The 21758-nt window shown below is 74.4% G+C and carries 16 protein-coding genes; 9 read left to right on the top strand and 7 right to left on the bottom strand.

The window, feature by feature from the left end; translation table 11 throughout:
• Positions 1–164: 164 nt before the first annotated feature.
• Together FJK98_RS22480 and FJK98_RS22475 are read right to left on the bottom strand one after the other, a co-directional pair.
• The gene (locus FJK98_RS22480; protein ID WP_240762277.1) at positions 165–1283 is read right to left on the bottom strand and encodes a winged helix DNA-binding domain-containing protein; all 1119 of its coding nucleotides are present in this window, start codon (positions 1281–1283) and stop codon (positions 165–167) included.
• A 258-nt stretch (positions 1284–1541) separates the two neighbouring features.
• Positions 1542–2033, bottom strand: coding sequence for a GNAT family N-acetyltransferase (locus FJK98_RS22475; RefSeq protein WP_145920770.1), 492 nt, complete (start codon positions 2031–2033; stop codon positions 1542–1544).
• A gap of 86 nt (positions 2034–2119) precedes the next feature.
• Here FJK98_RS22475 and wrbA point away from each other — a divergent pair, with 86 nt between their 5' ends.
• Complete coding sequence (wrbA, locus tag FJK98_RS22470; RefSeq protein WP_145920769.1) at positions 2120–2737, top strand: NAD(P)H:quinone oxidoreductase; 618 nt, start codon at positions 2120–2122, stop codon at positions 2735–2737.
• 78 nt (positions 2738–2815) lie between these two features.
• On the opposite strand, the gene FJK98_RS22465 is transcribed toward wrbA, so the two are convergent.
• A complete protein-coding gene (locus FJK98_RS22465) occupies positions 2816–4735 on the bottom strand; it encodes an anthranilate synthase family protein (RefSeq protein ID WP_145920768.1) in 1920 nt (639 codons plus the stop codon).
• Positions 4736–4965: 230 nt separating this feature from the next.
• Between FJK98_RS22465 and FJK98_RS22460 the strand changes: the two genes are divergently transcribed.
• The 3 genes from FJK98_RS22460 (at position 4966) to FJK98_RS22450 (ending at position 9458) form a co-directional block, all read left to right on the top strand.
• Positions 4966–6393, top strand: a complete 1428-nt coding sequence (locus FJK98_RS22460; RefSeq protein ID WP_145920767.1) for an FGGY family carbohydrate kinase — start codon at positions 4966–4968, stop codon at positions 6391–6393.
• Positions 6394–6462: 69 nt separating this feature from the next.
• The gene (locus FJK98_RS22455; RefSeq protein WP_240762275.1) at positions 6463–9039 is read left to right on the top strand and encodes a nitrate- and nitrite sensing domain-containing protein; all 2577 of its coding nucleotides are present in this window, start codon (positions 6463–6465) and stop codon (positions 9037–9039) included.
• Positions 9040–9044: 5 nt separating this feature from the next.
• Positions 9045–9458 carry a roadblock/LC7 domain-containing protein gene (locus FJK98_RS22450; RefSeq protein ID WP_204926246.1) on the top strand — a complete coding sequence of 138 codons (414 nt, stop codon included), beginning with the start codon at positions 9045–9047 and terminating at the stop codon, positions 9456–9458.
• Between the two features lie 99 nt (positions 9459–9557).
• On the opposite strand, the gene FJK98_RS22445 is transcribed toward FJK98_RS22450, so the two are convergent.
• On the bottom strand, positions 9558–11054 hold the full coding sequence (locus tag FJK98_RS22445; protein ID WP_145920766.1) for a GH1 family beta-glucosidase: 1497 nt from the start codon (positions 11052–11054) through the stop codon (positions 9558–9560).
• An 889-nt stretch (positions 11055–11943) separates the two neighbouring features.
• Here FJK98_RS22445 and FJK98_RS22440 point away from each other — a divergent pair.
• On the top strand, positions 11944–14850 hold the full coding sequence (locus FJK98_RS22440) for a glycoside hydrolase family 48 protein (RefSeq protein WP_145920765.1): 2907 nt from the start codon (positions 11944–11946) through the stop codon (positions 14848–14850).
• Between the two features lie 338 nt (positions 14851–15188).
• On the opposite strand, the gene FJK98_RS22435 is transcribed toward FJK98_RS22440, so the two are convergent.
• Entirely contained in the window at positions 15189–15812 is a 624-nt protein-coding gene (locus FJK98_RS22435) for a DUF3159 domain-containing protein (RefSeq protein ID WP_240762271.1), read from the bottom strand.
• 281 nt (positions 15813–16093) lie between these two features.
• On the opposite strand from FJK98_RS22435, the gene FJK98_RS22430 reads away from it, so the two are divergent.
• Positions 16094–16981 carry a phosphatase PAP2 family protein gene (locus FJK98_RS22430; protein WP_194823651.1) on the top strand — a complete coding sequence of 296 codons (888 nt, stop codon included), beginning with the start codon at positions 16094–16096 and terminating at the stop codon, positions 16979–16981.
• Positions 16982–16988: 7 nt separating this feature from the next.
• Here the strand turns inward: FJK98_RS22430 and FJK98_RS22425 are convergent, their stop codons facing one another.
• Positions 16989–17441: a YbhB/YbcL family Raf kinase inhibitor-like protein gene (locus tag FJK98_RS22425; protein ID WP_145920763.1), complete on the bottom strand. Its 453-nt coding sequence runs from the start codon at positions 17439–17441 to the stop codon at positions 16989–16991.
• Between the two features lie 79 nt (positions 17442–17520).
• Between FJK98_RS22425 and FJK98_RS22420 the strand changes: the two genes are divergently transcribed.
• Complete coding sequence (locus tag FJK98_RS22420) at positions 17521–18273, top strand: maleylpyruvate isomerase N-terminal domain-containing protein (RefSeq protein ID WP_145920762.1); 753 nt, start codon at positions 17521–17523, stop codon at positions 18271–18273.
• Between the two features lie 84 nt (positions 18274–18357).
• Here FJK98_RS22420 and FJK98_RS22415 read toward each other — a convergent pair whose 3' ends face one another.
• Positions 18358–19653, bottom strand: a complete 1296-nt coding sequence (locus tag FJK98_RS22415; protein ID WP_145920761.1) for a low temperature requirement protein A — start codon at positions 19651–19653, stop codon at positions 18358–18360.
• Between the two features lie 134 nt (positions 19654–19787).
• On the opposite strand from FJK98_RS22415, the gene FJK98_RS22410 reads away from it, so the two are divergent.
• Together FJK98_RS22410 and FJK98_RS22405 are read left to right on the top strand one after the other, a co-directional pair.
• Positions 19788–20807 (top strand): LLM class F420-dependent oxidoreductase, encoded by a 1020-nt coding sequence (locus tag FJK98_RS22410; RefSeq protein ID WP_145920760.1) that lies wholly within the window; start codon positions 19788–19790, stop codon positions 20805–20807.
• 1 nt (position 20808) lies between these two features.
• On the top strand, positions 20809–21618 hold the full coding sequence (locus FJK98_RS22405) for an SDR family oxidoreductase (RefSeq protein ID WP_145920759.1): 810 nt from the start codon (positions 20809–20811) through the stop codon (positions 21616–21618).
• Positions 21619–21758 lie beyond the last annotated feature (140 nt).

Raw genomic sequence — 21758 nt, 5'->3', positions numbered from 1 at the left:
CCCGTGCCGGGGTCGCGTGCAGCCGGACGCGGGCGCCGCTGTCCTGCGGCAGGCCGATCGGAGGTCGGGACCCGGGGACCAGCGACGCGGCGGGCCGGCAGAGCCGGCGGGCCGGGAGCGTCGGTGGGCCGGGAGCGTCGGTGGCCTGACGGAGTTGGCGGGACCTACCAGGTGAGGTGCAGCGGCAGGCCGAGGAAGCGGGCGTAACCCTCCAGCGCCGCGTCGACCCGCTGCCGGGTCGACGCGTCCAGCGGGACCAGCGGCTGCACCGTCACGGTTACCCTGGTCCGGGCGAGGCGGCGCTTCCAGGTGCCCACCACCCGGCCGCCGCGCACCACCGTCGACTGGAAGACGCCGTTGCCGCCGGGGATCACCGCCTTCAGGTGCGCCGGCTCGACCATCAGGGCGCGGTCCTTGAAGCCGAGCAGGTACTCGTCGAAGCCGGGCAGCACGTGCACGTCGTCCACCGGCAGCCGGGGCGCGTCCAGCAGCGCCGGGTCGAGGTGCGACTCCACCCCGTCGACCCGGACGGTGGTCAGCGTCCCGGCGTCGGTGGCGACCGCGACGGCCCGTTTCGTGTCGGCGGCGGTCAGCCCCGTCCACCCGGTGAAGTCGCGCCGGGTCGTCGGCCCGTGGCTGCGGAAGTACCGCCCGGCCAGGATGCCCAGCGCCTCGTCCCGCTCGGGCCGGTGCGGGTCGGGGACCCACTCGTCGAGCAGCGCGAAGGTCTGCTCGGTGCCCACGTGCGGGGCGATGCAGGTGACGCCCCGCTGGCTGGCATACCAGAGCAGGTGGTAGCCGCGTTGACCGGAGACGTCGACCCCGGCGGCGGCGAGGGTGTCCAGGCACTGCGCGCGGGTCAGCCGGCCGCCGCCGGCCAGCGCCGCGCCGAGCACGTCGGCGGCCCGGTCGGCCTCGGCCTCGGTCAGCCCGAGCACGGCCCGCCGGGCCGGCGCGCCGGCCAGCGCCCGTACGCCGGTGAGGTCGAGCATCCAGCGGGCGTCGCGGCCGGGCACCAGGTGCACGGTGCCGCGCATCGGCCAGGTGCGCAGCGCCTCGCGGCGTTCCAGGGCGGCCCGCACGTCGGCCTCGGTGTGGCCGGGCAGCCGCAACCCCAACGACCACAGGCCGCTCGCCGCGTCCTGGGCCTGCATCGCCCCGAACCACTCCACCACGCCCGCGACACCCGACGGGCGGCCGGCCGGATGCTCCCGCAGGGCCAGCGCGGTCATCCGCAACGTCAACGCCTCGTCGCCGGTCAGCTCCACCACGCCGGTCAGCATAGGAGCAGGTACCGACACCGGGCGGACACCCCTGATCGCGCTACGCCGGTTGCCGAACCGGCGGAGCGCGATCCCCCGTGCAGGTCCCCCCGGGTCACCGGTGGTGGCCTCTACCCCCGGCATCCGTGCCCATCAGGATCGCCTCCCGGCCCACCCGTGGGAGCGTTCCCGGCTGGAACTTGCGCAAATCTTGAGCCGCGCCGGGGTCGCCGGTGCGGGGCGGCCGGCCGGGGACCCGCCGCCCCGCACCGCCGCAGGTCAGTCGAGCCGGCGGTGCATCACCAGCAGGTCGACCGGGCCGAGACCGGGATGGCGGAAAGCCTCGGGCACCCGGCCCACCACCGTGAACCCCAGCGACCGCCACAGCGCCACCGCCCGGGTGTTGCTGGCCACCACCGCGTTGAACTGCATCGCCCGGTAGCCGTCCCGCCGGGCCAGCTCCAGCACGTACGCCCCGAGCGCCCGGCCGACACCCCGGCCCGACGCCGCCGACGCGACCATGAAACTCGCGTTCGCCACGTGGTCGCCCGGACCCTCCTGGTTGGCGACCAGCTTCGCCGTCCCCAGCACCGACGCGTCGTCGTCCACCGCGACCACCGTGCGGCCGGGCGGGGCGACCATCCAGCGTCGGCGGGCGTCGTCCTCACCCACGTCGCGCGGCCAGGTGTACGTCTCGCCGGCCGCCACGATCTCCCGCAGGAACGGCCAGATCGCCGGCCAGTCACCGGGGGTCGCCGCGCGTAGCTGCATGTCCGGATCATGCCACGGGCGGACGTTTGACCCGGCAAGCACCGGGTAGTCGCCGGAGCTGACCCGAACCGAGGAGGACACAGACGATGGACGGCCAGGTCAAGGTAGCGGTCATCTACTACAGCGCGACCGGGATCACCTACCAGATGGCGCAGGCGGCGGTCGAGGCCGCCGGCGAGGCGGGGGCCGAGGTGCGCCTGCGCAAGGTACGGGAGTTGGCGCCCGACGAGGCGATCCGCTCCAACGCGGGCTGGCAGGCGCACCGCCTGGAGACCCAGGACGTGATGGAGGCCGAGATCGACGACCTGGCCTGGGCCGACGTGGTCATCTTCGGTTCCCCCACCCGGTACGGCATGATCGCCGCCCAGCTCAAGCAGTTCATCGACACCACCGGCCCGCTGTGGGCCAACGGCGCGCTGGCCGACAAGGTCTACAGCGGCTTCACCTCCACCGCCACCTCGCACGGCGGCCAGGAGTCGACCCTGCTGTCGCTGTTCACGATCTTCTACCACTGGGGTGGCGTGGTGGTGACCCCCGGCTACACCGACCCGAGCCAGTTCGTCGCCGGCAACCCGTACGGCGCCTCGCACACCAGCAACAACGGGGAGGTCGCCCCGGACCACGTGGCGCTCGCGGCCACCGCGCTGACCGCCAAGCGGGCCGTACGGATCGGCGCCGCCGTCAAGCGCGGCCTCGCCGGCTGAGCCGCCGGGCGGGCCGGGCGGAGGCCACCGGTGGCCGGACGGGCCGAGAGTCCCGCCCGGCCCACCGGTGGCCCGCCGCTACCCGCCCACCGGTCCGCCACCCGCCGTCAGCGCCGGCCGGGCCAGCAACTGCCCCAGCAGCTCGGCCAGCACCGCCAGGCCGTCGCGGCTGAGCACCGACTCCGGGTGGAACTGCACCCCGGCGAAGGTCGCCCCGCGCAGCGCGTGCACCGACCCGTCGGCCGGGTCCCGGGCCAGGTCCACCGGCCCGTACGGCGACCCGACCCGGTCGGTGCCCGCCCGCGCGGTGAACGTCGAGTAGAAACCCACCCGGCGCGGCACCCCGAACAGCGACACCTCCCGTTGCAGACCCTGGTAGGGCGCGGCGCGGCGGTGCAGCGTCAACCCCAGCAGCCCGCTGAGCAGCTGATGCCCCAGGCACACCGCCAGGGTGGGCAGCCCGGCGTCGAGCCGCCCGGTCAGCAGCCCGCGTAGGGCGGCCATCTTCGGATCGTCGACCGCGCCCGGATCGCCCGGCCCGGGGCCGACCACCACCAGGTCGTACCCGGCGTCGGGGCCGGGGGCGTGCCAGGGCCGCACGTCCACCGTCAGGCCCAGGGCACGCAACTGGTGGGCGAGCATCCCGGTGAAGGTGTCCTCCCCGTCGACCACCAGCGCCCGCCGGCCGGCCGCCCCGGGCAGCACCGACGCGCCGGGGCCCCGCTGGTCGAGCCAGAACCGGGCCAGCGGGGTGTTGCGGGCGGCGAGCACCGCCCGTACCTCCGGGTCGTCGGCCCACCGCACCGGCGGGTACGGCCCGTCGGTCGACGCCTGCGGGCCCAGCCCCAGCGCGGCGAGCACCCCGGCGGCCTTGGCGTGCGTCTCGGCGACCTCACCGGCGGCGGTGGAGTGCCGGACCAGGGTCGCCCCGACGGGCACCCGCAGCCGCCCGGTGGGGGAGATCTCGGCGGTCCGGATCAGGATGGGCGCGTCCAACGTCTGCCGGCCCTCGGCGTCGCGGCCCAGCAGCGCCAGCACCCCCGAGTAGTAGCGCCGGCCGGTACGTTCGTGCCGGGCGATCACCCGGCAGGCGTTCTGCATCGGGCTGCCGGTCACCGTCGGGGCGAACATGGTCTCCCGCAGCACCTCCCGGACGTCGCGGGTGCCCCGGCCGGCCAGCAGGTACTCGGTGTGCGCCAGGTGCGCCATCTCCTTGAGGTACGGCCCGACGACCTGCCCGCCGTGCTCGGCGACGCCGGCCATCATCTTCAGCTCCTCGTCGAGGACCATGTACAGCTCCTCGACCTCCTTCGGGTCGTGCAGGAACCGCAGCAGCGCGTCCCGCCCGGCGGTGGCCCCGGTGTGCCGGAAGGTGCCGCTGATCGGGTTCATCATGACCAGCCCGTCGTCGACGCTGACGTGCCGTTCCGGGCTCGCGCCGACAAGCGTCCGGGTGCCGGTGTGCACCAGGAACGTCCAGTACGCGCCCCGCTCGTCGCGCAGCAGCCGGCCCAGCGCCGCCAGCGCGGCGCCCAACGGGACGCCCTGCACCGTGGCGTGCAGGGTGCGGTGGATGACGAAGTTCGCCCCCGCACCCCGACCGATCTCCTCGGCCAGCACCCGGTCGACGACCCGCGCGTACTCGTCGTCGTCGACGTCGAAGGCGGCGTCGGCGCAGACCACCGGCCCGGCCGGCAGGGCGGCGAGCAGGTCGGCCAGGGGCAGCGTGGCGTGCCCGGTGACGGTCAGGTACTCCAGCGGGACGCCGTCGTCGACGCAGGCGAAGCCCCGTTCGGCTATCTGCCGGTACGGCACCAGCGCCAGCGTGCGGGGCCCCGGGCCGCCCTCGGGCAGCGGCAGGTCGGCCAGCCGGGCGGCGACGTCGACCGGGCCGGTGAACAGGTCCACGTGGTCGACGCCGTCGCGGCGCAGCAGGGCGAACGGGCCCGGGTCCACGCCGTCGGCGACGGCGGCGAGCAGGTCGTAGAGGTGGTTCATCGGGTTTCTCCTCCGGGTCGGGTCGCCTCGTCGTCGGGCGGCCCCGGGTGCCGGGGGAGGACCGTCGGCCGCCTCGTCGGGCGGCCGCGTGGATAGCTACGCGCGGGGGACGGCCGCCGGGTCGGCGGGCCACCAGCAGGTCAGGTGCGCGGGCATACCGACACCCTAGGCGGTACGCCCGCGCCGGGGAAGGGCGTTCCCACCCGTACCGCCGGGTACCGTGACCCGCGATGAACATTCTCGCTCTCGACCTGGGCACCTCCTCGGTCCGCGGCCTGGTGCTCGACGCCGACGCCGATCCGCTGCCGGGAGCGTTGGCCCGCCGCCGGGTGCACCTGACCGTCGCCGGGGACGGCACCGGCACCCTGGACGCCGCCGGCTACCTCGCCGGCCTCACCGAGTGCCTCGACGAGTTGGCCGCCGCCGGTCACCTGCGCGACGTCGGCCTGGTCGCGGTCTGCGCGCAGTGGCACTCGGTGCTGCCCCTGGACCGGTCCGGTGACCCGCTCGGCCCGGTGCTGACCTGGTTGGACACCCGGGCCACGCCGCCGCCGGGGGCCTCCGGCCCGGCCGACCCGGAGGACTTCCACGCGCGTACCGGGGCGTGGTGGCACCGCTGCTACTGGTCGGTGCGGCTGCCCTGGCTGCGGGACTCCACGGCCGGGGTGACCCGCTTCGCCGGCCTGGTCGAGTACGTCCTCGGTCAGCTGCTCGACGACGCGCCCATGTCGGTGTCCATGGCCTCCGGCACCGGCCTGCTCGACCTGAGCCGGCTGGCCTGGGACGACGAGGCCGTCGCGGTGGCCGGGGCCCGGCCGGGTGAGCTGCCGGAGCTGGCCCCGATGGACTGGCAGGGCCGGCTGAGCGCCGAGCACGCCCGGCGGTGGCCGCAGCTGGCCGGGGCGCGCTGGGCCGCCCCGGTCGGCGACGGGGCCGCCTCCAACGTCGGCTCGGGCTGCGTCGACCCCCGCCGGGCGGCGGTCACCGTCGGCACCTCGGCCGCGGTACGCCTGGTCCAGCGGGTTCCGGCCGGGACGCCGCTGCCACCCCTGCCGGCCTCGTTGTGGCGCTACCGGGTGGACCACGAGCACGTGGTGACCGGGGCGGCCTACTCCAGCGGCGGGAACCTGTTCGCCTGGGCCGACCGGGAACTGCGGCTGCCGCAGGGGCCCGACCTCGACGCCGCGCTGGCCCGGATCGCACCGGACGGCGTGCTCCCGGCCAACCCCCGCCTCGGCGGGGACCGGCCCCCCGGTCTGGCCCCGGCCGGCTCGGGGGAGCTGCGCGGGCTCAGCTTCTCCAGCACCGGGGTGGACATCCTCGCCGGGCTGATGACCGGGCTGTGCCGGATGGTCGCCGACGACCTCGCCGTGCTGGAGTCCGGTGTCGACGCACCCGTCGAGGTGGTGCTCGGCGGGGGAGCGGTGACCGCCTCCGCATGGTGGCGTACGGCGTTCGCCGCCGTGCTCGCGCCGCGTCCGGTCCGGCACCGCGCCGAGCGGGAGATCGGGGCGACCGGGGCCGCGCTGGTCGCGCTGGGCCGGGTGCCCGACGCGGACCGGCTCGCCGGCACCGGCCGTACGGAGGAGGACCCCTCGCCGACCTCGGCGCTTCCAGCAGGCGGCTCTGCCCGCCCGGATGCGCCGTCGACCCGTTGACACCGCTGTCTGGCCTGGTTGGATGGACCCGGCCCCCCGTCGTGGGGACGGGAGCCGAGGAGGCGAGACGTGGACGCAGGTCCCGACCCGACACCGAGCGCGGAGTCGCCGGGTCGGAACCGGTTCGACGAACGGGTCGTGCCGCACCGGCGACGTTCGCCGTTGCGGCTGCGGGACTGGCGGATGCGCACGAAACTCGCCACCGTCCTGGTCATCCCGTCGGTGGCGTTCCTGGTGCTGGCCGGGGTGCAGACCGCGGGGCTGGTGGGGCGGACCACCGCGCTCAACGACTTCGCCCGGCAGGTCGGCATCGGGCAGCAGATCACCACGGCGGTGGACCGGCTCCAGCAGGAACGCGACCGGACGGCCGGTGAGCTGGCCGCGCTGCGCCGGGCGGGCAGCGCCGCCGACCGGGACGCGGCGCTGGTCGCGCTCCGGCCGCTGCACGCCGCCACCGACACGGCCTTCGGGGCGTTGCGCGAGGCGGCCGGGCCGCTGGCCGACTCCGACGCCGCCTGGCAGGTCGCCTACGCCGAGGCGGTGGAGGCGTACGACCAGGTGGTCTACATCCGCTCGGCGGTGCCGCCGGCGGTGCTGAGCAGCGACACCATCCTGGGCAACTACCACCGGGCGGTGGAGGCGCTGCTCGGCCTGCTCGCCGAGCCGAGCCCGGGGCCGGACCGTCCGGAGTTGACCGACGCGGTGCTGCGCTACGTGCAGCTGGCCCGGGTCAAGGAGTTGTCCTCGCGGATCAGGGGCCAGTTGTACGCCGCCGCCCGCGCCGGCCGGTACGGCCTGGAGGACCAGGTCAACCTCACCGACCTGCGGGCGCAGCAGCTCGCCGCGCTGGGCGCGTTCCGGGTGGCCGCGACGACCGCCCAGATCCAGGCGTACGACCGGACCTCGCGGACCGGGGCGTTCGTGGACGCCACCCGGCTGGAGGAGAAGAGCATCAGCACCGGCGGCACCGCCCTGCCCGCGGTGCTGCCCGCCAACCAGTGGTGGACGGCCAGCGAGCAGCGGCAGGAGCTGCTGCGGCAGCTGGAGGACCGGGTGCTCGACGACGCGGTGGTCCGGGCCGAACAGGTCAGCGGCGACCAGTTGCGCACCACCCTGCTGGTGCTGGGCGGCATCGTGGTGGTGCTGGCCCTGGCGGTGCTGCTGGCCGTCCTCGTCGGCCGGTCGATCGCGAATTCGATGCAGCGGCTGCGCGACCAGGCGTTGCGGATCGCCCAGGTGGAGCTGCCGCACGCCCTGAAGCGGCTGCGGACCGTCGACGGCGGGGTGCCGGCGATCGACGTGCCGCCGGCCGTGGTCCGCTCGCTGGACGAGATCGGCGAGCTGGCCGAGGCGTTCGTGGCGGTGCACCGCAGCGCGGTAAGCGTCGCGGTGGAGCAGGCGGAGACCCGCCGTACGGTCAACGCGATGTTCGTCAACCTGGCCCGGCGCAGCCAGGTGCTGGTGGAGCGGCAACTGGAGCTGCTGGACGACCTGGAACGGGAGGAGGCCGACCCGGACCAGTTGGAGAACCTGTTCAAGCTGGACCACCTGGCCGCCCGGATGCGCCGTAACGACGAGAGCCTGCTGGTGCTCGCCGGCACCGAGTCGACCCGCCGGTGGAACCGGCCGGTGCGGTTGGGTGCGGTGCTGCTCGCGGCCAGCGCCGAGATCGAGCAGTACCAGCGGGTCCGCCACGAGTCGGTGGCCGACCTGTACGTGGTGGGGCACGCCGTCGGGGAACTGGTGCACCTGGTGGCGGAGCTGCTGGAGAACGCGACCGCCTTCTCCCGGCCGGACACCCTGGTCCGGGTGACCGCGCGGGCCGAGGGCGGTGGTGCGGTGGTGGAGATCGCCGATGCCGGCCTCGGCATGAGCCCGACCGCGTTGGCGCAGGCCAACGCGGTGTTGGCGGAGCCGCCGGTGGCCGACGTGGCGGCGGTCGAGCGGATGGGTCACTTCGTGGTCAGCCACCTGGCCGCCCGGCACGGCGTCGGCGTGCGGCTGACCGCGCAGGGGCAGGGGCTGGTGGCCCGGCTGACCCTGCCGGCGACCCTGCTCGCCCCCGCGCCGGAGCTGGACGGGTCACCGCCGACCGGGTCATCCGGGTCGCGGGCGCTGGCCCCCGTGGCCCCCGCCGGCCTGATGCCCCGTCCCGTGGGGCCGCCGGCCGCTCCGGTCGGGCCGCCCTCGCGGCCGGCGGCGTGGCCCGGGCCCGGCGCGGCAGGTCCGGCGGAGCTGCCGGTGGCCGGCCGTCGCCCGGTTTCGTCGCCGCCCAACCAGCTCCCGGCCCGCGCCGCGCAGGTGCGGCCACCGGCCCCGCCGGCCGACGGCGGCTGGTGGTCCCGGCAGGGCCCCGCCCCGTCGTCGCCGGCCACCCTGGGTGGGAACACCCCGGCGCCGCCGCTGGTCCCGGTCACCGGTGGCACCAACGACCGGGGGTTGCCGGTGCGGGTGCCGATGGCCCAGCTGACCTCGGTGACCGAGCCGGCCCGGCCGCCGTCGGCCCGGGTCCGTGAGGACCCGGACCCGGAGGCGGTGGGCGGGATGCTGTCCCGGCTCTACAGCGGCGTGCGCCGTGCCGAGGCCGAGGAGACCACCGAGTTAATCTTGCCGCCGGGTGCGCGCAGCGAAGGAGGACGACAGTGATGACACTGAGCCAGGAGGCGCGTGACCTGAACTGGTTGGTCAACGCGTTCGCCGAGCGGGTGCCCGGGGTGGCGCACGCGGTGGTGGTCTCCTCGGACGGTCTGCTGGTGGCGATCTCGGCGCAGTTGCCCCGCGACCACGCGGACAAGCTGGCCGCCGTGACCTCGGGGCTGATGAGCATCACCGCGGGCGCGGCCCAGATGTTCGACGGGGACGTCGTCAAGCAGACCGTGGTCGAGATGGGCCGGGGCTACTTCCTGGTGATGCAGATCCGGGACGGTTCGATCCTGGCCACCCTGGCCGGCGCGGACGCGGACATCGGCGTGGTGGGCTACGAGATGGCCCGGCTGGCCAAGCAGGCCGGCGAGATGCTGACCCCGGCGTTGCGCGCGGAACTCCAGCAGGCGCTGCCCCGCTGACGGGCCTCCGGTCGGCTGCCCGGCCGTCGTTCGGCTGCCGGGCCGGACCGCCCCCACGCGGTCCGGCCGTGCCGGTGGCGTTCCGGCTCCGTCGACGGCCTACAGGCCGTTGTCCCGGATGACCTGGCGGTACCAGTGGGCGCTGCGCTTCGGAATCCGCCGCTGGGTCGGGTAGTCCACGTAGACCAGTCCCCAGCGCTGGTCGTAGCCTTCGGCCCACTCGAAGTTGTCGAGCAGCGACCAGACGTGGTAGCTCTCCAGCGGCACCCCGTCGGCGATGGCCCGGTGGGCGGCGGTGAGATGGTCGCGCAGGAAGGCGATCCGGCCGGCGTCGTCGACGGTGCCGTCCGGGCCGAGGGTGTCCGGACAGGGCAGGCCGTTTTCGGTGACGGTGATCGGGATCGGCCCGTAGTCGCGGGTGACCCGGGTCAGGATGTCGTACATGCCCTGCGGGTAGATCTGCTGCCAGTCCGCCTCGCTGGTGGGCCAGCGGGTGACGGTGTTGCCGTTGCCGGTCAGGTAGAGCGGGGTGTAGTACTGCACCGCGAGCAGGTCCACCGGGCTGGCGATGGTCGCCAGGTCGCCGTCGCGGATGCCCTTGGCCATCCGGCTGTCCGGGCCGAGGTCGGCCAGCACGTCGGCCGGGTAGGCGCCGGTGAGGATCGAGTCCAGGTACAGCCGGTTCTCGTACCCGTCGTGCAGCTTGGCGGCGGCGGCCGCGGCCGGGCTGTCGTCGGCCGGGTAGCACGGGTGCAGGTTCAGCGCCGGGCCGATCCGGGTGTCGTGGCCGGTGGCCCGCAGCGCGCGCACGGCGAGGCCGTGGGCGAGCTGGAGGTGGTGGGCGACCAGGTAGGCGGCGTCGGCGTCCTGCCGGCCGGGGGCGTGGTGGCCCCAGAGGTAGCCGTTCTGCACCACGGTCTTCGGCTCGTTGACGGTCAACCACACCGGCACCTGGTCGCCGATGCCCCGGAAGACCACGTCGGCGTAGTCGGCGAACCGGTGGGCGGTGTCCCGGTTCTCCCAGCCGCCGTCGTCCTGCAACGCCTGCGGCAGGTCCCAGTGGAACAGGGTGACCATCGGGGCGATGCCGCGTTCGTGCAGGCCGCCGATGATCCGCTTGTAGAAGTCGAGCCCGCGCTGGTTGGGCTTGCCGGTGCCGTCGGCCTGGATGCGGGGCCAGGAGATGGAGAACCGGTAGCTGCGCAGCCCGAGGTCGCGCATCAGGTCCAGGTCGTCGGCCCAGCGGTGGTAGTGGTCGGCGGCCACGTCCCCGGTGTCGCCGTTGCGGGTGCGGCCGGGGGTGTGGCTGAAGGTGTCCCAGACCGATTCGCCCCGGCCGTCCTCCTTGGCGGCGCCCTCGATCTGGTACGCCGAGGTGGCGGCGCCCCAGCCGAAGTCGTGCGGGAAACGCACCCGCTCCGCGGCGGGGTCGGCGGTCGGATCGCCACCCTTCGGCGCGTCGCAGCCGGCGGCGAGGACGCCGGTGGCCGCGGTCAGTCCGGCGCCAGTGGCGGCGGCGGAGAGCCCGGCGCCGGCGGTGGCGGTGGCGGAGAGCGCGGCGCGGCGCAGCAGGCGTCGCCGGGTGAGTATCGACATGGATGTTTCTCCTCAGGGTGCGGGCCACCCCGACGGCCGGGAGCGCTCCCAGCGCGGGCGTGCGACGGCCCGGCCGCCTCGGGGGCGGACCGCCAGCCTAGAGGGCCGCGCGTGGGCGGCCGGGATGGGGAATGGCGAGTGTGACGGGCGTCGTCAGGGACGGTCGGCCGATCTGCCGAGGGGCAGATAGCGATCGAGGCCGGCCGGGCGGCGCGCACGCCTGACCCGTCGGCCTCTTTTCCCGTCGAGTACGGGGGTTTAGTGTGGGGACGGGGGAGGGCAACCCCCGTCCCCACCTGTGTTGCACACACGCACGCTCGAATTGGCGTCCGGCCGTGCGTGTCGCGCGGGAGCCGGGCCACGCGAGTGGCTCTGGTTCCACCTCCCTCCGTGATGGTGGGGTGTGGCTGGCGACGGTGTCCGGGCTGGCCCGTCGTCAGCCGTTCGGGCTGAACCCCGTGGTCGGGCGACCACGGTTGTGACCTTCACTTGTTGCATCTCCGTCGATGGAAGCGCTCCCATCGGCGATGCTGCGACTGTAACGCCCGTCACGGCTTTGTGAAAGCCCCTAAACGAGATCGAAACATCGACCTGCGTTTCGACAGAGGTAGTTGTTGTGGGAGCGCTTCCATGGCACACTGTCGAATCAACGCAGCGGAGCCAGACACGCGCGAGTGATGGGTCGCCGAGGGCATCCGGGTCTCCCGGACGGCACCCGAAGGAACGGCACGACGGCCGCAGCGGCCGTACCCCGTCCCTGCCCCGGCCCACCGGCCGGACCGACCACCATTCCGGCACCTCCGTCCCCCCGCGCACCCCTGTGACAGCGCGTGGAGGTGCCTCCGCCGGGGCCCGCAGCCCCGGCCCGGTCCGAGGAGACACCGCGCACATGAGACTCATGGCAAGACGTCGCCGCACGGCGATGCTCGCCGCCACCGCACTCGCCATCGGCGGGGTGGGCCTGCCGGCCAGCGCGGCCCAGGCCGCGCCGGCCTGCGACGTGGTCTACGCCACCAACGACTGGGGCAGCGGCTTCACCGCGAACGTCACCATCAAGAACCTGGGCGACGCGCTCAGCAGTTGGTCGCTCAAGTGGACCTTCCCGAACAGCAGCCAGCGGGTCACCCAGGGCTGGTCGGCGAAGTGGAGCCAGAGCGGCAGCGAGGTCACCGCGACCAACGAGTCCTACAACGGCAACATCGGGACCGGGGGCTCCACCACCATCGGCTTCAACGGCTCCTACTCGGGCAGCAACCCGAAGCCGACGTCGTTCACCCTCAACGGCACCCCGTGCAACGGCACCCCGGCCAACCAGCCGCCGACGGTCACCCTCGGCGTGCCCTCCGGCCCGTTCACCGCGCCGGCCGACGTGCCGCTGACCGCCACCGCCAGCGACCCGGACGGGACGATCAGCAAGGTCGAGTTCTACCGCAACGGCCTGCTGGTCAACACCGACACCTCCGCGCCGTACGCGTACACGCTGACCTCGCTGCCGGCCGGCAGCTACACGGTCCAGGCGAAGGCGTACGACAACGCCAACGGCATCGGCGTGTCGGAGAAGTCGTTCACCGTCAACGCGGCCACCGGCCCGGCGCTGGTCGCCACGCCCTCCTCGGTGAGTGTCAACGAGGGTGGCAGCACCACCTTCAACCTCAAGCTCAGCGCCGCGCCGTCGGGCAACGTGCCGGTCACCCTCACCCGCACCGGTGACAGCGACATCACGGTCTCGCCGACCAGCGTCACGCTGACCCCGAGCAACTGGAACACCGGGGTCACCGTCACGGTCGCCGCGGCGGAGGACACCGACACCGCCGGTGGCACCGCCACCATCACCGCGGCCGGCACCGGAGTCTCCTCGGTGGTGGTCACCGCCACCGAGATCGACAACGACACCCCCGGCGGGGACAACGCCTACGTGGCGAAGTTCCTGGAGCAGTACGGCAAGATCAAGAACTCGGGCTACTTCAGCCCCGAGGGCGTGCCGTACCACTCGATCGAGACGCTGATCGTCGAGGCGCCCGACCACGGCCACGAGACCACCTCCGAGGCGTTCAGCTACTGGCTGTGGCTGGAGGCCTACTACGGCCGGGTGACCCAGAACTGGTCGCCGTTCAACAACGCCTGGACGGTGATGGAGAAGTACATCATCCCGTCGCACGCCGACCAGCCCACCGCGGGCGTCGCCGGCACCCCGCAGTACGCCGCCGAGTACAACCTGCCCAGCCAGTACCCGTCGGCGCTGAACCCGAGCGTCTCCGTCGGCCAGGACCCGCTGCGCTCGGAGCTGCAGTCCACCTACGGCACCGGTGACATCTACGGCATGCACTGGCTGATGGACGTCGACAACACCTACGGCTTCGGTCGCTGCGGTGACGGCACCACCAAGCCGGCGTACATCAACACCTTCCAGCGCGGCACGCAGGAGTCGGTGTGGGAGACCATCCCGCAGCCGTCCTGCGACACCTTCAAGCACGGCGGTCAGTACGGCTACCTCGACCTGTTCGTCAAGGACTCGGGCGCCCCCGCCAAGCAGTGGAAGTACACCAACGCCCCGGACGCCGACGCCCGCGCCGTGCAGGCCGCGTACTGGGCGCTGACCTGGGCCAAGGCGCAGGGCAAGCAGGCCGACGTCGCCGCCACCGTGGCCAAGGCCGCCAAGATGGGCGACTACCTGCGGTACGCGATGTACGACAAGTACTTCAAGAAGATCGGCAACTGCGTCGGGGCGAGCACCTGCCCCGCCGGCACCGGCAAGGACTCGGCGCACTACCTGCTGTCCTGGTACTACGCCTGGGGCGGCGCGTACGACGCCAGCGCGGGCTGGTCGTGGCGGATCGGTTCCAGCCACAGCCACTTCGGCTACCAGAACCCGTTCGCGGCCTGGGCGATGACCAACATCAGCGAACTCAAGCCGAAGTCCCCGACCGCCGTCGCGGACTGGCAGAAGAGCCTCGACCGGCAGCTGGAGTTCTACACCTGGCTCCAGTCGGCCGAGGGCGGCATCGCCGGCGGCGCCACCAACAGCTGGGACGGTAGCTACGCCCAGCCGCCGTCGGGCACCGCCACCTTCTACGGCATGTTCTACGACGTCGACCCGGTCTACAACGACCCGCCGTCGAACCAGTGGTTCGGCATGCAGGTCTGGTCGATGCAGCGCATCGCCGAGCTGTACCTGGAGACCGGCAACACCAAGGCCAAGGCCCTGCTCGACAAGTGGGTGCCGTGGGCGATCGCCAACACCACGCTGGGCACCAACTGGTCGGTCCCGTCCGAGCTGAAGTGGACGGGCCAGCCCGCCAACTGGAACCCGAGCAGCCCGGCGGCCAACACCGGCCTGCACGTGGAGGTCAGCTCGAAGGGTCAGGACGTCGGTGTCACCGGCTCCCTCGCCCGGACCCTGATCGCCTACGCGGCCAAGTCCGGCAACACCCAGGCGAAGACCACCGGCAAGGGCCTGCTGGACGCGCTCTCGGCGGCCAGCGACAGCAAGGGTGTGTCGACGACCGAGACCCGCGGCGACTACAAGCGGTTCGACGACGTCTACAACGCCGCCGACGGCCAGGGCCTCTACGTGCCGCCGGGCTGGACCGGGAAGATGCCCAACGGTGACACCATCGCCGCCGGCAAGAGCTTCCTGGACATCCGGTCGTTCTACAAGAACGACCCGGACTGGCCGAAGGTCGACGCGTACCTCAAGGGCGGCCCCGAGCCGACCTTCAACTACCACCGGTTCTGGGCCCAGTCCGACATCGCCATGGCGTACGCGGACTACGGGATGCTCTTCCCGAACGGGTGAGTTGACCCTGCCGGGTGGGTGGCGCGGCGCCGCCCACCCGGAGGCCGACCGGGCCCGGGGGAGCGGACAGCCCGGTCGGCGGGCGGCCTGATTCCCACGGTCAGGCCGGGGGTGGGTCGACCGTCCGGCCGACGCAGCGGAGCGGCCGGCCCACCCCACCATCCCGCTTTCCCGCCCCGGCGGGAAAGCGGCGAAAAAAGAGCGCGCGCGGGATAACGCGACGCCCTATGACGGAGTACCGTGTTGATCGGAGAGGCCGCTCCCCCCGTGGCGGCCTCTCCGTTAACGTCTGTGCCCCCGGCACCCCGCGCCACACGTCGGCACCGGGCAGGCCCGGCTCACCCGGATTCCACCGGGTGCCGCAGCCCCGGATGGCCGGCCGGCAGCGACCGGCGGATCACCACCCAGCTCACCGTCAGCGCCGCTGCCACCAGCGGCCAGGTCAACGCCACCCGGGCCACGGTCAACGCGACCACCTGCCCGCCCAGCCACAGCGGCAGGAACACCGCCACCCGCAGCACATAGGTGGCCGCCCACACCCAACTGCCCCGCCCGTACGCCCGCAGCAGCGCCGGGTCGCGCCGCCACCGTCCCCGCTGCCGCAGCGCCGCCCCGACGACCACGCCGAGCAGCGGCCGGCGTACCACGATGCTCACCACCCAGACCAGCGCGCTGGCGAGGTTCGAGAAGACCTGCACCGCGAAGAAATCGGCCGCCCGGCCGGTGCGCAGCGCCACCACGGCGGCCAGGCACACGGCCAGCAGCCCGATCAGCACCGCCCGGGGGCGGTCCCCGCGCCGCCACCGCCACAGCGCCACCGCCGTGCCGGCCAGCACCGCCACCGCCACCCCGCCGACGACCGACCGTCCGGTCGCCAGCCAGCCGGCGGTGAACGCCACCGGCGGCAGGGTCGCGTCGATCGCGCCACCGCGCCCGCCGAGCAGGCCGGCCAACGACTCCACCTGATCCGGCGGCCCCGCCGGACCCCGTCCTACCGCCGGACCCCGTCCCGCCGGCTGCGTGTCGGCCGGGCTCCCGGCCGGTGGCACGGCGTCTGTCGGCTGCCCGGCCGGTGGCTGCGGGCCCGGCCCGTGCGGTGTCGGCGGGTCCCCGGCCGGCGGCTGCCGGGTCGGTCGTCCGTGTTGTGGTGTACCGGTCACCGTCACCTCCCGTGGTCCCGTGTCAAGGTATCCGGACCGCCCCGGTGGGCCCACGCGCGACGTGCCGCGCGTGCCGCTACGGTGTGCGGGTGCGTGCGACGGCAAGGGGTTGGACCGCGGTCTGGTTGGTCGTGCTGGCATTGGCCCAGACGGCGGCCTTTCTGCTGGTGTGGCGGTTCGCCGTGCACACCGGGACCGGGCAGTGGCTCGACACGGTCGCGTTGACCGGCAACCGGATCGGCCAGGACCGCATCGACGGTCTGGTCAACCGGATCCTCAACGCCATGTCGGTGGTCTCCCTGCTCGCCGCCACCGTGGTGATCTTCTTCATCGCCCTGATCCGGGGCCGCAAGGCGCTCGCCATCTCGGCCACCCTGCTGATCGCCGGGGCGAACGTCACCACCCAGGTGCTCAAGTACGTCATCGACCGGCCCGCGCTGGGCATCGACCCGCAACGCGACGCGGTCGGCAACAGCCTGCCCAGTGGACACACCACCATCGCCGCCTCGGTGGCGCTGGCGCTGATCCTGGTGCTGCCGGCCAAGGTACGCGTCCTCGGGGCGTTCCTCGGCACCGCGTACGCCGCCGTCGCCGGGGTGGCCACCCTCTCCGCCGGCTGGCACCGGCCCAGCGACGCGGTCGCCGCCTTCCTGGTCGTCGGGGTCTGGGCGGCGCTGGCCGGCCTGCTGCTGCTGGTGTTCCAGCACGAGCAGGCACAGGTCGCCCCCGACGACGCCCACAAGGTGGCCGCCAGCGTGCTCGGCATCGGTGGTCTGCTCGCCGTCCTCGGCTGCGGACTGGCCCTGTCCGGCCTGCTCGACCAGCAGCAGGTGCCGGTGGACGAACTGACCCGCCGCACCCTGTTCATCGGGTACGCCGGCAGCGCCGCCGGGATCGCCGGCACCATGGGGGTGGTGGCGGCCCTGGTGCTGCTCTCCGTGCACCGCCTGGTGCCCCGCTGGAAGGGCTGACCGGACGCTAGCGCCGGTACGTCCCGACCATGGTGCCGCTGGCCAGTTCCCGGCCGGCGAGGGCCGCGTGCACGTCGGCCGCCTGCGGCGCGTCCGCCAGGTCCAGGGGACGTTCCAACGCGTACAGCCGGAAGAAGTACCGGTGCGCCTCCTCACCCTGCGGCGGGTGCGGCCCACCCCAGCCGGTGCCGCCGAAACCGTTGGGCCACGCCCGGCCGCCCGGCGGCAGGGCACCCTCGGCCACCCCGTCCGAGATGGGGGAGATGCCGGTGACCAGCCAGTGCAGGAACGGACTGCGCCCGGCGTCCGGGTCCTCCACCAGCAGGAGCAGTTCGGTGGCCGCCGGTGGCACGTCGGACCACTGCAACGGCGGCGACACGTTGCCCCCGTCGCGGGCGAACCGCCCCGGCAGCAGGTCGTGATCGGTGAACGCGGTGCTGCGCAACATCAACCCGGCCATCTGGCGACCGCCCCCTCTCCTCGGCCCGCCGCGGCTACCCGGCCACACCGCAGGCGAAACCAGATGCGAGGCTGGGACCATGGACGCGGCGTACCCCGGTGACGGCGGCAGGCGTGCCGACCCGCCGGCACCCGCCCCGACGCCGGTGGGTACGGCGTTCCGTGCCGAGTGCGCCCGGCTGGCGGTGGTCCTGTCCACGCTGACCGACGCGGACCTGGACCGGCCCACCCCGTGCCCGCCCTGGGCGGTCCGGGACCTCGTCGCCCACGTCCGCACGGGTGCCGGACGCCTGGTCGACATGCTCGCCGCGCCCGCGCCGCCGCGCGCCGAGGTGGACGCCGCCGGCTACTTCGGCCCGGCGAAGTTCACCCCGTCCGTCGACGCCGACCGGATCGCCAGCGCCCGGCGGGCGGCCCGCGGTCCCGCCGCCCCGACCGGGTCCACGGAGGCGGCGGCGACCGCGGCGGCCTTCACCGCCGCCTGGCGGGCGACCGACGCGGCGGTGCGTGCGCACCCCGCCGACCGGGTCGTCCGGACCCGCCACGGCGACCCGATGGCGGTGCACGAGTTCCTGCTGACCCGCGTGGTGGAGGTCGGCGTGCACGGGCTGGACCTGGCGGTGGCGCTGCACCGCGAGCCGTGGCTCACCCCCGCCGCCGCGCGGGTGATCGCCGGCCTGTTCACCGGGGGACTACCGGTCCCGGACGGGCTCGGCTGGGACCTCCTCACCCTGGTCCGCAAGACCACCGGCCGGGCCCCGCTCACTCCCGCCGAGCGGCGGATCATCACGGCGCAACCCTGGCCCCACCTGTCCCTCACCACCCCCACCTGACCCACCCCCCGCGCTGGCCCACCCCGCGCTGCTGTGCCCCGCGCTGCTGTGCCCCGGTGATCAAGAGGTTTACGTCAATTCTGATCACCAAGGTGACGCGAACCTCTTGATCACCGGGGCCAGGCCCACCCCCGGCGGGCGGGTGGAGGCGGGGTGGGGTGGGTGGTTACAGGGGTGGGGCGGGGGGTTCCGGGGGCGGCCCCGGGCCCGGCGGGCGTCGGCCGCCGCGACCCCGCCGAGCACCAACGCGGCCACCGTGGCGGAGACCAGCGGCACCACGTGCAGCAGCAGCGGGAAGAGCACGACCAGCAGCGCCGCCGCGAGCCACCGCGACGGCGACACCCGGCCGAAGACCTCGTACTCGAAGCGGGCGCGGGCGAGCAGGAAGAGCACCGGACCGCCCACCACCAGCACCACCCACGCCGCCTCCGGGGAGGTGAGCGGATGCTCGATGGTCAGCTCGTACCCGATCGCCGTACCGACCAGCCCCACCACCATCGCCAGGTGGGTGTCCGCCGCCGAGCGGCCGGTGTCCGACGGGTGCCGGGACCGCACCACCGCCTCGGCGAGCACCTGCCCGGCCCGCTGCACGTAGATCCGCCACAGCAGCACCGAGGTCACCAGCGCTACCGCGAACGCACCGGTCCGGGCCGGGTCGAACGGACCCGTGCTGTACGCCAGCCCGCCCACCAGGATCGTCTCGCCCAACGCGACCAGGAAGAACTGCTGGTACCGCTCGGCCAGGTGTTCCCCGGCGACGTCCCAGCGGCTCGCCCTCGACCGGCCCAGCCCCGGCACGGGCCACCCGAACCGGGCGGCCAGGTACTCCAGGACCAGCGCCAGCGCCCAGAGCAGACCCCGGGGGGTGGGCGACAGGAACGCCCCGGTCAGCCACAGCACCCCGGTCGCGGCGAAGGTGAGGAGCATGCGCAGCTTGAGCCGCCGGTACTCGTGGCTGCCGAGGGCCAGCAGCAGCAGACCCGGCCGGGACACCTGCGTCAGCACGTACGCCACCGCGAACGCCAGGCCGGTGGAGGTGAACGCGCGGGGGATCGCCACCCCCATCACCATGCTGCCGATCAGGGCGGTGATCACCACGAACTGGAGCCAGCCGTGGTGCGGGTCGTACCGGCTGGTCGTCCACGCGGTGCCCTGCCAGACCGCCCAGAGCGCGAGCAACAGCAGCAGCGTCTTGACGCCCCCGGTGACCGGGGACCAGCCGGTGGTGCCGCCGGGCTCCAGGGCCAGGTCCTCGAAGGCGCGGAACGAGATCCGGGTGAGCGCGAAGACGTACACCAGGTCGAAGAAGAGTTCCAGGAACGTGGCCCGCTGGGCCGATCCGGTACGCCGCAGCGGGGCGGCCCCGTCGCCACCCGTCATGATCGTCGGCAGTCGCCGTCGGCCCGGCCCACCAGGGGTTCGTAGCATCCCGGGCGGCTGCGGCGGCGGGCATCGCCGAATCCACCCCGGTTCCGGCCTTGTTCCGGCCGGGGCGAGCGGGCACGATCGACCGGATGACGAACCGATGGGGCTTCACCGTGCCGCTGACCGGTGTCCCGCTCGCCGAGCACGCCGCCGGCTACGCGGCCCTGGCGGAGGCCGGTTTCACCGACCTGTGGTCGTCGGAGGTCAACGGCACCGACGCGTTCACCCCGCTGGCGCTGGCCGCCGCCTGGCAACCCGGACTGCGGCTCGGCACCGCGATCACCCCCGCCTTCACCCGGGGGCCGGGCCTGCTGGCGATGAGCGCGGCGGCGCTGGCCGAGGCCGCCCCGGGCCGGTTCGCCCTCGGCATCGGCGCGTCGTCCCCGGTGGTGGTGGGGGACTGGAACGGGATTCCGTACACCGAGCCGTTCCGGCGCACCCGTGACCTGCTGCGGTTCCTCAGGCCGGCGCTGCGGGGCGAGACGGTCGACGGGGCGTTCGACACGTTCCGGGTGCGCCGGTTCACCCTGGAACGCCCGCCGGCCAGCCCACCGCCGCTGCTGCTGGCCGCCCTGCGCCCGGGGATGCTGCGGCTGGCCGCCGCCGAGGCCGACGGGGTGATCCTCAACTGGCTGGCCGCCGACGACGTCGCGCAGGCCCTCGCCGAGCTGACCGGGCGCGGCCCCGGCTTCGAGGTGGTCGCCCGGATCTTCGTCTGCCCCACCGAGGACGCCGGCTACGCCCGTACCCTCGGCCGGCGGCTGATCACCAGCTACCTCACCGTCCCCGCGTACGCCGAGTTCCACCGCTGGCTGGGGCGGGAGGCGGTGCTCGGCCCGGTCTGGGCGGCCTGGGCCGCCGGTGACCGGCGGGCCGCCGCCGCGGCCGTGCCCGACGAGGTGGTCGACGCGCTGATCCTGCACGGCTCGCCCGAGCACTGCCGCGACCAGGTCCGCCGCTACGCCGACGCCGGGGTGGACGTGCCGGTGCTGGCCCTGCTGCCCACCCCGGAGGTGACCGCCGGCGGGGCCGTCGCCCTGGGCGAGCTGATCAGCCGGCTCGGCCCGCCGTCGGCGGTGGACGCCGGGCGGCCGGCGGAACGGGGCTGAGATGAACCTGACCGACCGGGTCGTGGTGATCACCGGGGGAGCGGGGGGCATCGGCGCGGCGCTGGCCCGCCGCTTCGCCGCCGAGGGCGCCGCCGCCGTCGTCCTGGCCGATCTCGACGCCCGCGCGACCGCCACGGTGGCCGAGGCGGTCGGCCCGGTCGCCCGGGGGGTCGCCGTCGACGCCGCCGACGAGGGCCAGGTCCGCGACCTGGTCGCCGACACCGAGCGACGGTACGGCCGGATCGACCTGTTCTGCGCCAACGCGGGCGTGGCCACCGGCGTCGGTATCGAGGCCCCCGACGCCGACTGGGACCGCGCCTGGCGGGTCAACGTGCTCGCCCACGTGTACGCCGCCCGCGCCGTGCTGCCCGGCATGCTGGCCCGGGGCGGCGGCCACCTGATGCACACCTGCTCGGCGGCCGGGGTGCTGACCGCCGTCGGCGACGCCCCGTACACCGCCACCAAGCACGCGGCGGTCGGGCTGGCCGAGTGGCTGGCGGTCACCTACCGGGACCAGGGCATCCGGGTCAGCGCGTTGTGCCCGCAGGGGGTGGACACCCCGATGCTCGCCGACGGGCTGGCCACCGGCCACCTGGCCGCCCGGGTGATCGCCGCCTCCGGCCCGGTGCTCACCCCCGACCAGGTCGCCGACGCGGCGGTCGCCGGGCTCGCCGAGGAACGTTTCCTCATCCTGCCCCACCCCGAGGTCGCCGGGTACGCGGTGCGCCGCGCCGAGGACCCGGACGGCTGGCAGGCCGGCCTGCGCAAGCTGGTCCGCCGGCTACGCGCCACCGGCCCACCACCGGCGTAGCCGGCCCGGCCCACCACGATCCGGTCCGGGCCGCCGGGGTCCGGTTCCGCGTCGCCAGGGTCCGGCCCACGGTCGAGGTGGTCCCGTCCCGCCACCGTCCGGTCCGGCGGGCCTCACCGTGCCCCGGTTTCCGGGGGCAG

Source organism: Micromonospora sp. HM134, from assembly GCF_007833915.1.
Lineage (GTDB): Bacteria > Actinomycetota > Actinomycetes > Mycobacteriales > Micromonosporaceae > Micromonospora > Micromonospora wenchangensis.
This window is presented reverse-complemented; position numbering and strand designations above follow the sequence as displayed.

Excerpts from the sequence above, each read along its gene's own strand:
- FJK98_RS22480 (WP_240762277.1), bottom strand. The coding sequence starts at position 1,283 with ATGCTGACCGGCGTGGTGGAGCTGACCGGCGACGAGGCGTTGACGTTG.
- FJK98_RS22475 (WP_145920770.1), bottom strand. The coding sequence starts at position 2,033 with ATGCAGCTACGCGCGGCGACCCCCGGTGACTGGCCGGCGATCTGGCCG.
- wrbA (WP_145920769.1), top strand. The coding sequence starts at position 2,120 with ATGGACGGCCAGGTCAAGGTAGCGGTCATCTACTACAGCGCGACCGGG.
- FJK98_RS22465 (WP_145920768.1), bottom strand. The coding sequence starts at position 4,735 with ATGAACCACCTCTACGACCTGCTCGCCGCCGTCGCCGACGGCGTGGAC.
- FJK98_RS22460 (WP_145920767.1), top strand. The coding sequence starts at position 4,966 with ATGAACATTCTCGCTCTCGACCTGGGCACCTCCTCGGTCCGCGGCCTG.
- FJK98_RS22445 (WP_145920766.1), bottom strand. The coding sequence starts at position 11,054 with ATGTCGATACTCACCCGGCGACGCCTGCTGCGCCGCGCCGCGCTCTCC.
- FJK98_RS22440 (WP_145920765.1), top strand. The coding sequence starts at position 11,944 with ATGAGACTCATGGCAAGACGTCGCCGCACGGCGATGCTCGCCGCCACC.
- FJK98_RS22425 (WP_145920763.1), bottom strand. The coding sequence starts at position 17,441 with ATGGCCGGGTTGATGTTGCGCAGCACCGCGTTCACCGATCACGACCTG.
- FJK98_RS22420 (WP_145920762.1), top strand. The coding sequence starts at position 17,521 with ATGGACGCGGCGTACCCCGGTGACGGCGGCAGGCGTGCCGACCCGCCG.
- FJK98_RS22415 (WP_145920761.1), bottom strand. The coding sequence starts at position 19,653 with ATGACGGGTGGCGACGGGGCCGCCCCGCTGCGGCGTACCGGATCGGCC.
- FJK98_RS22410 (WP_145920760.1), top strand. The coding sequence starts at position 19,788 with ATGACGAACCGATGGGGCTTCACCGTGCCGCTGACCGGTGTCCCGCTC.
- FJK98_RS22405 (WP_145920759.1), top strand. The coding sequence starts at position 20,809 with ATGAACCTGACCGACCGGGTCGTGGTGATCACCGGGGGAGCGGGGGGC.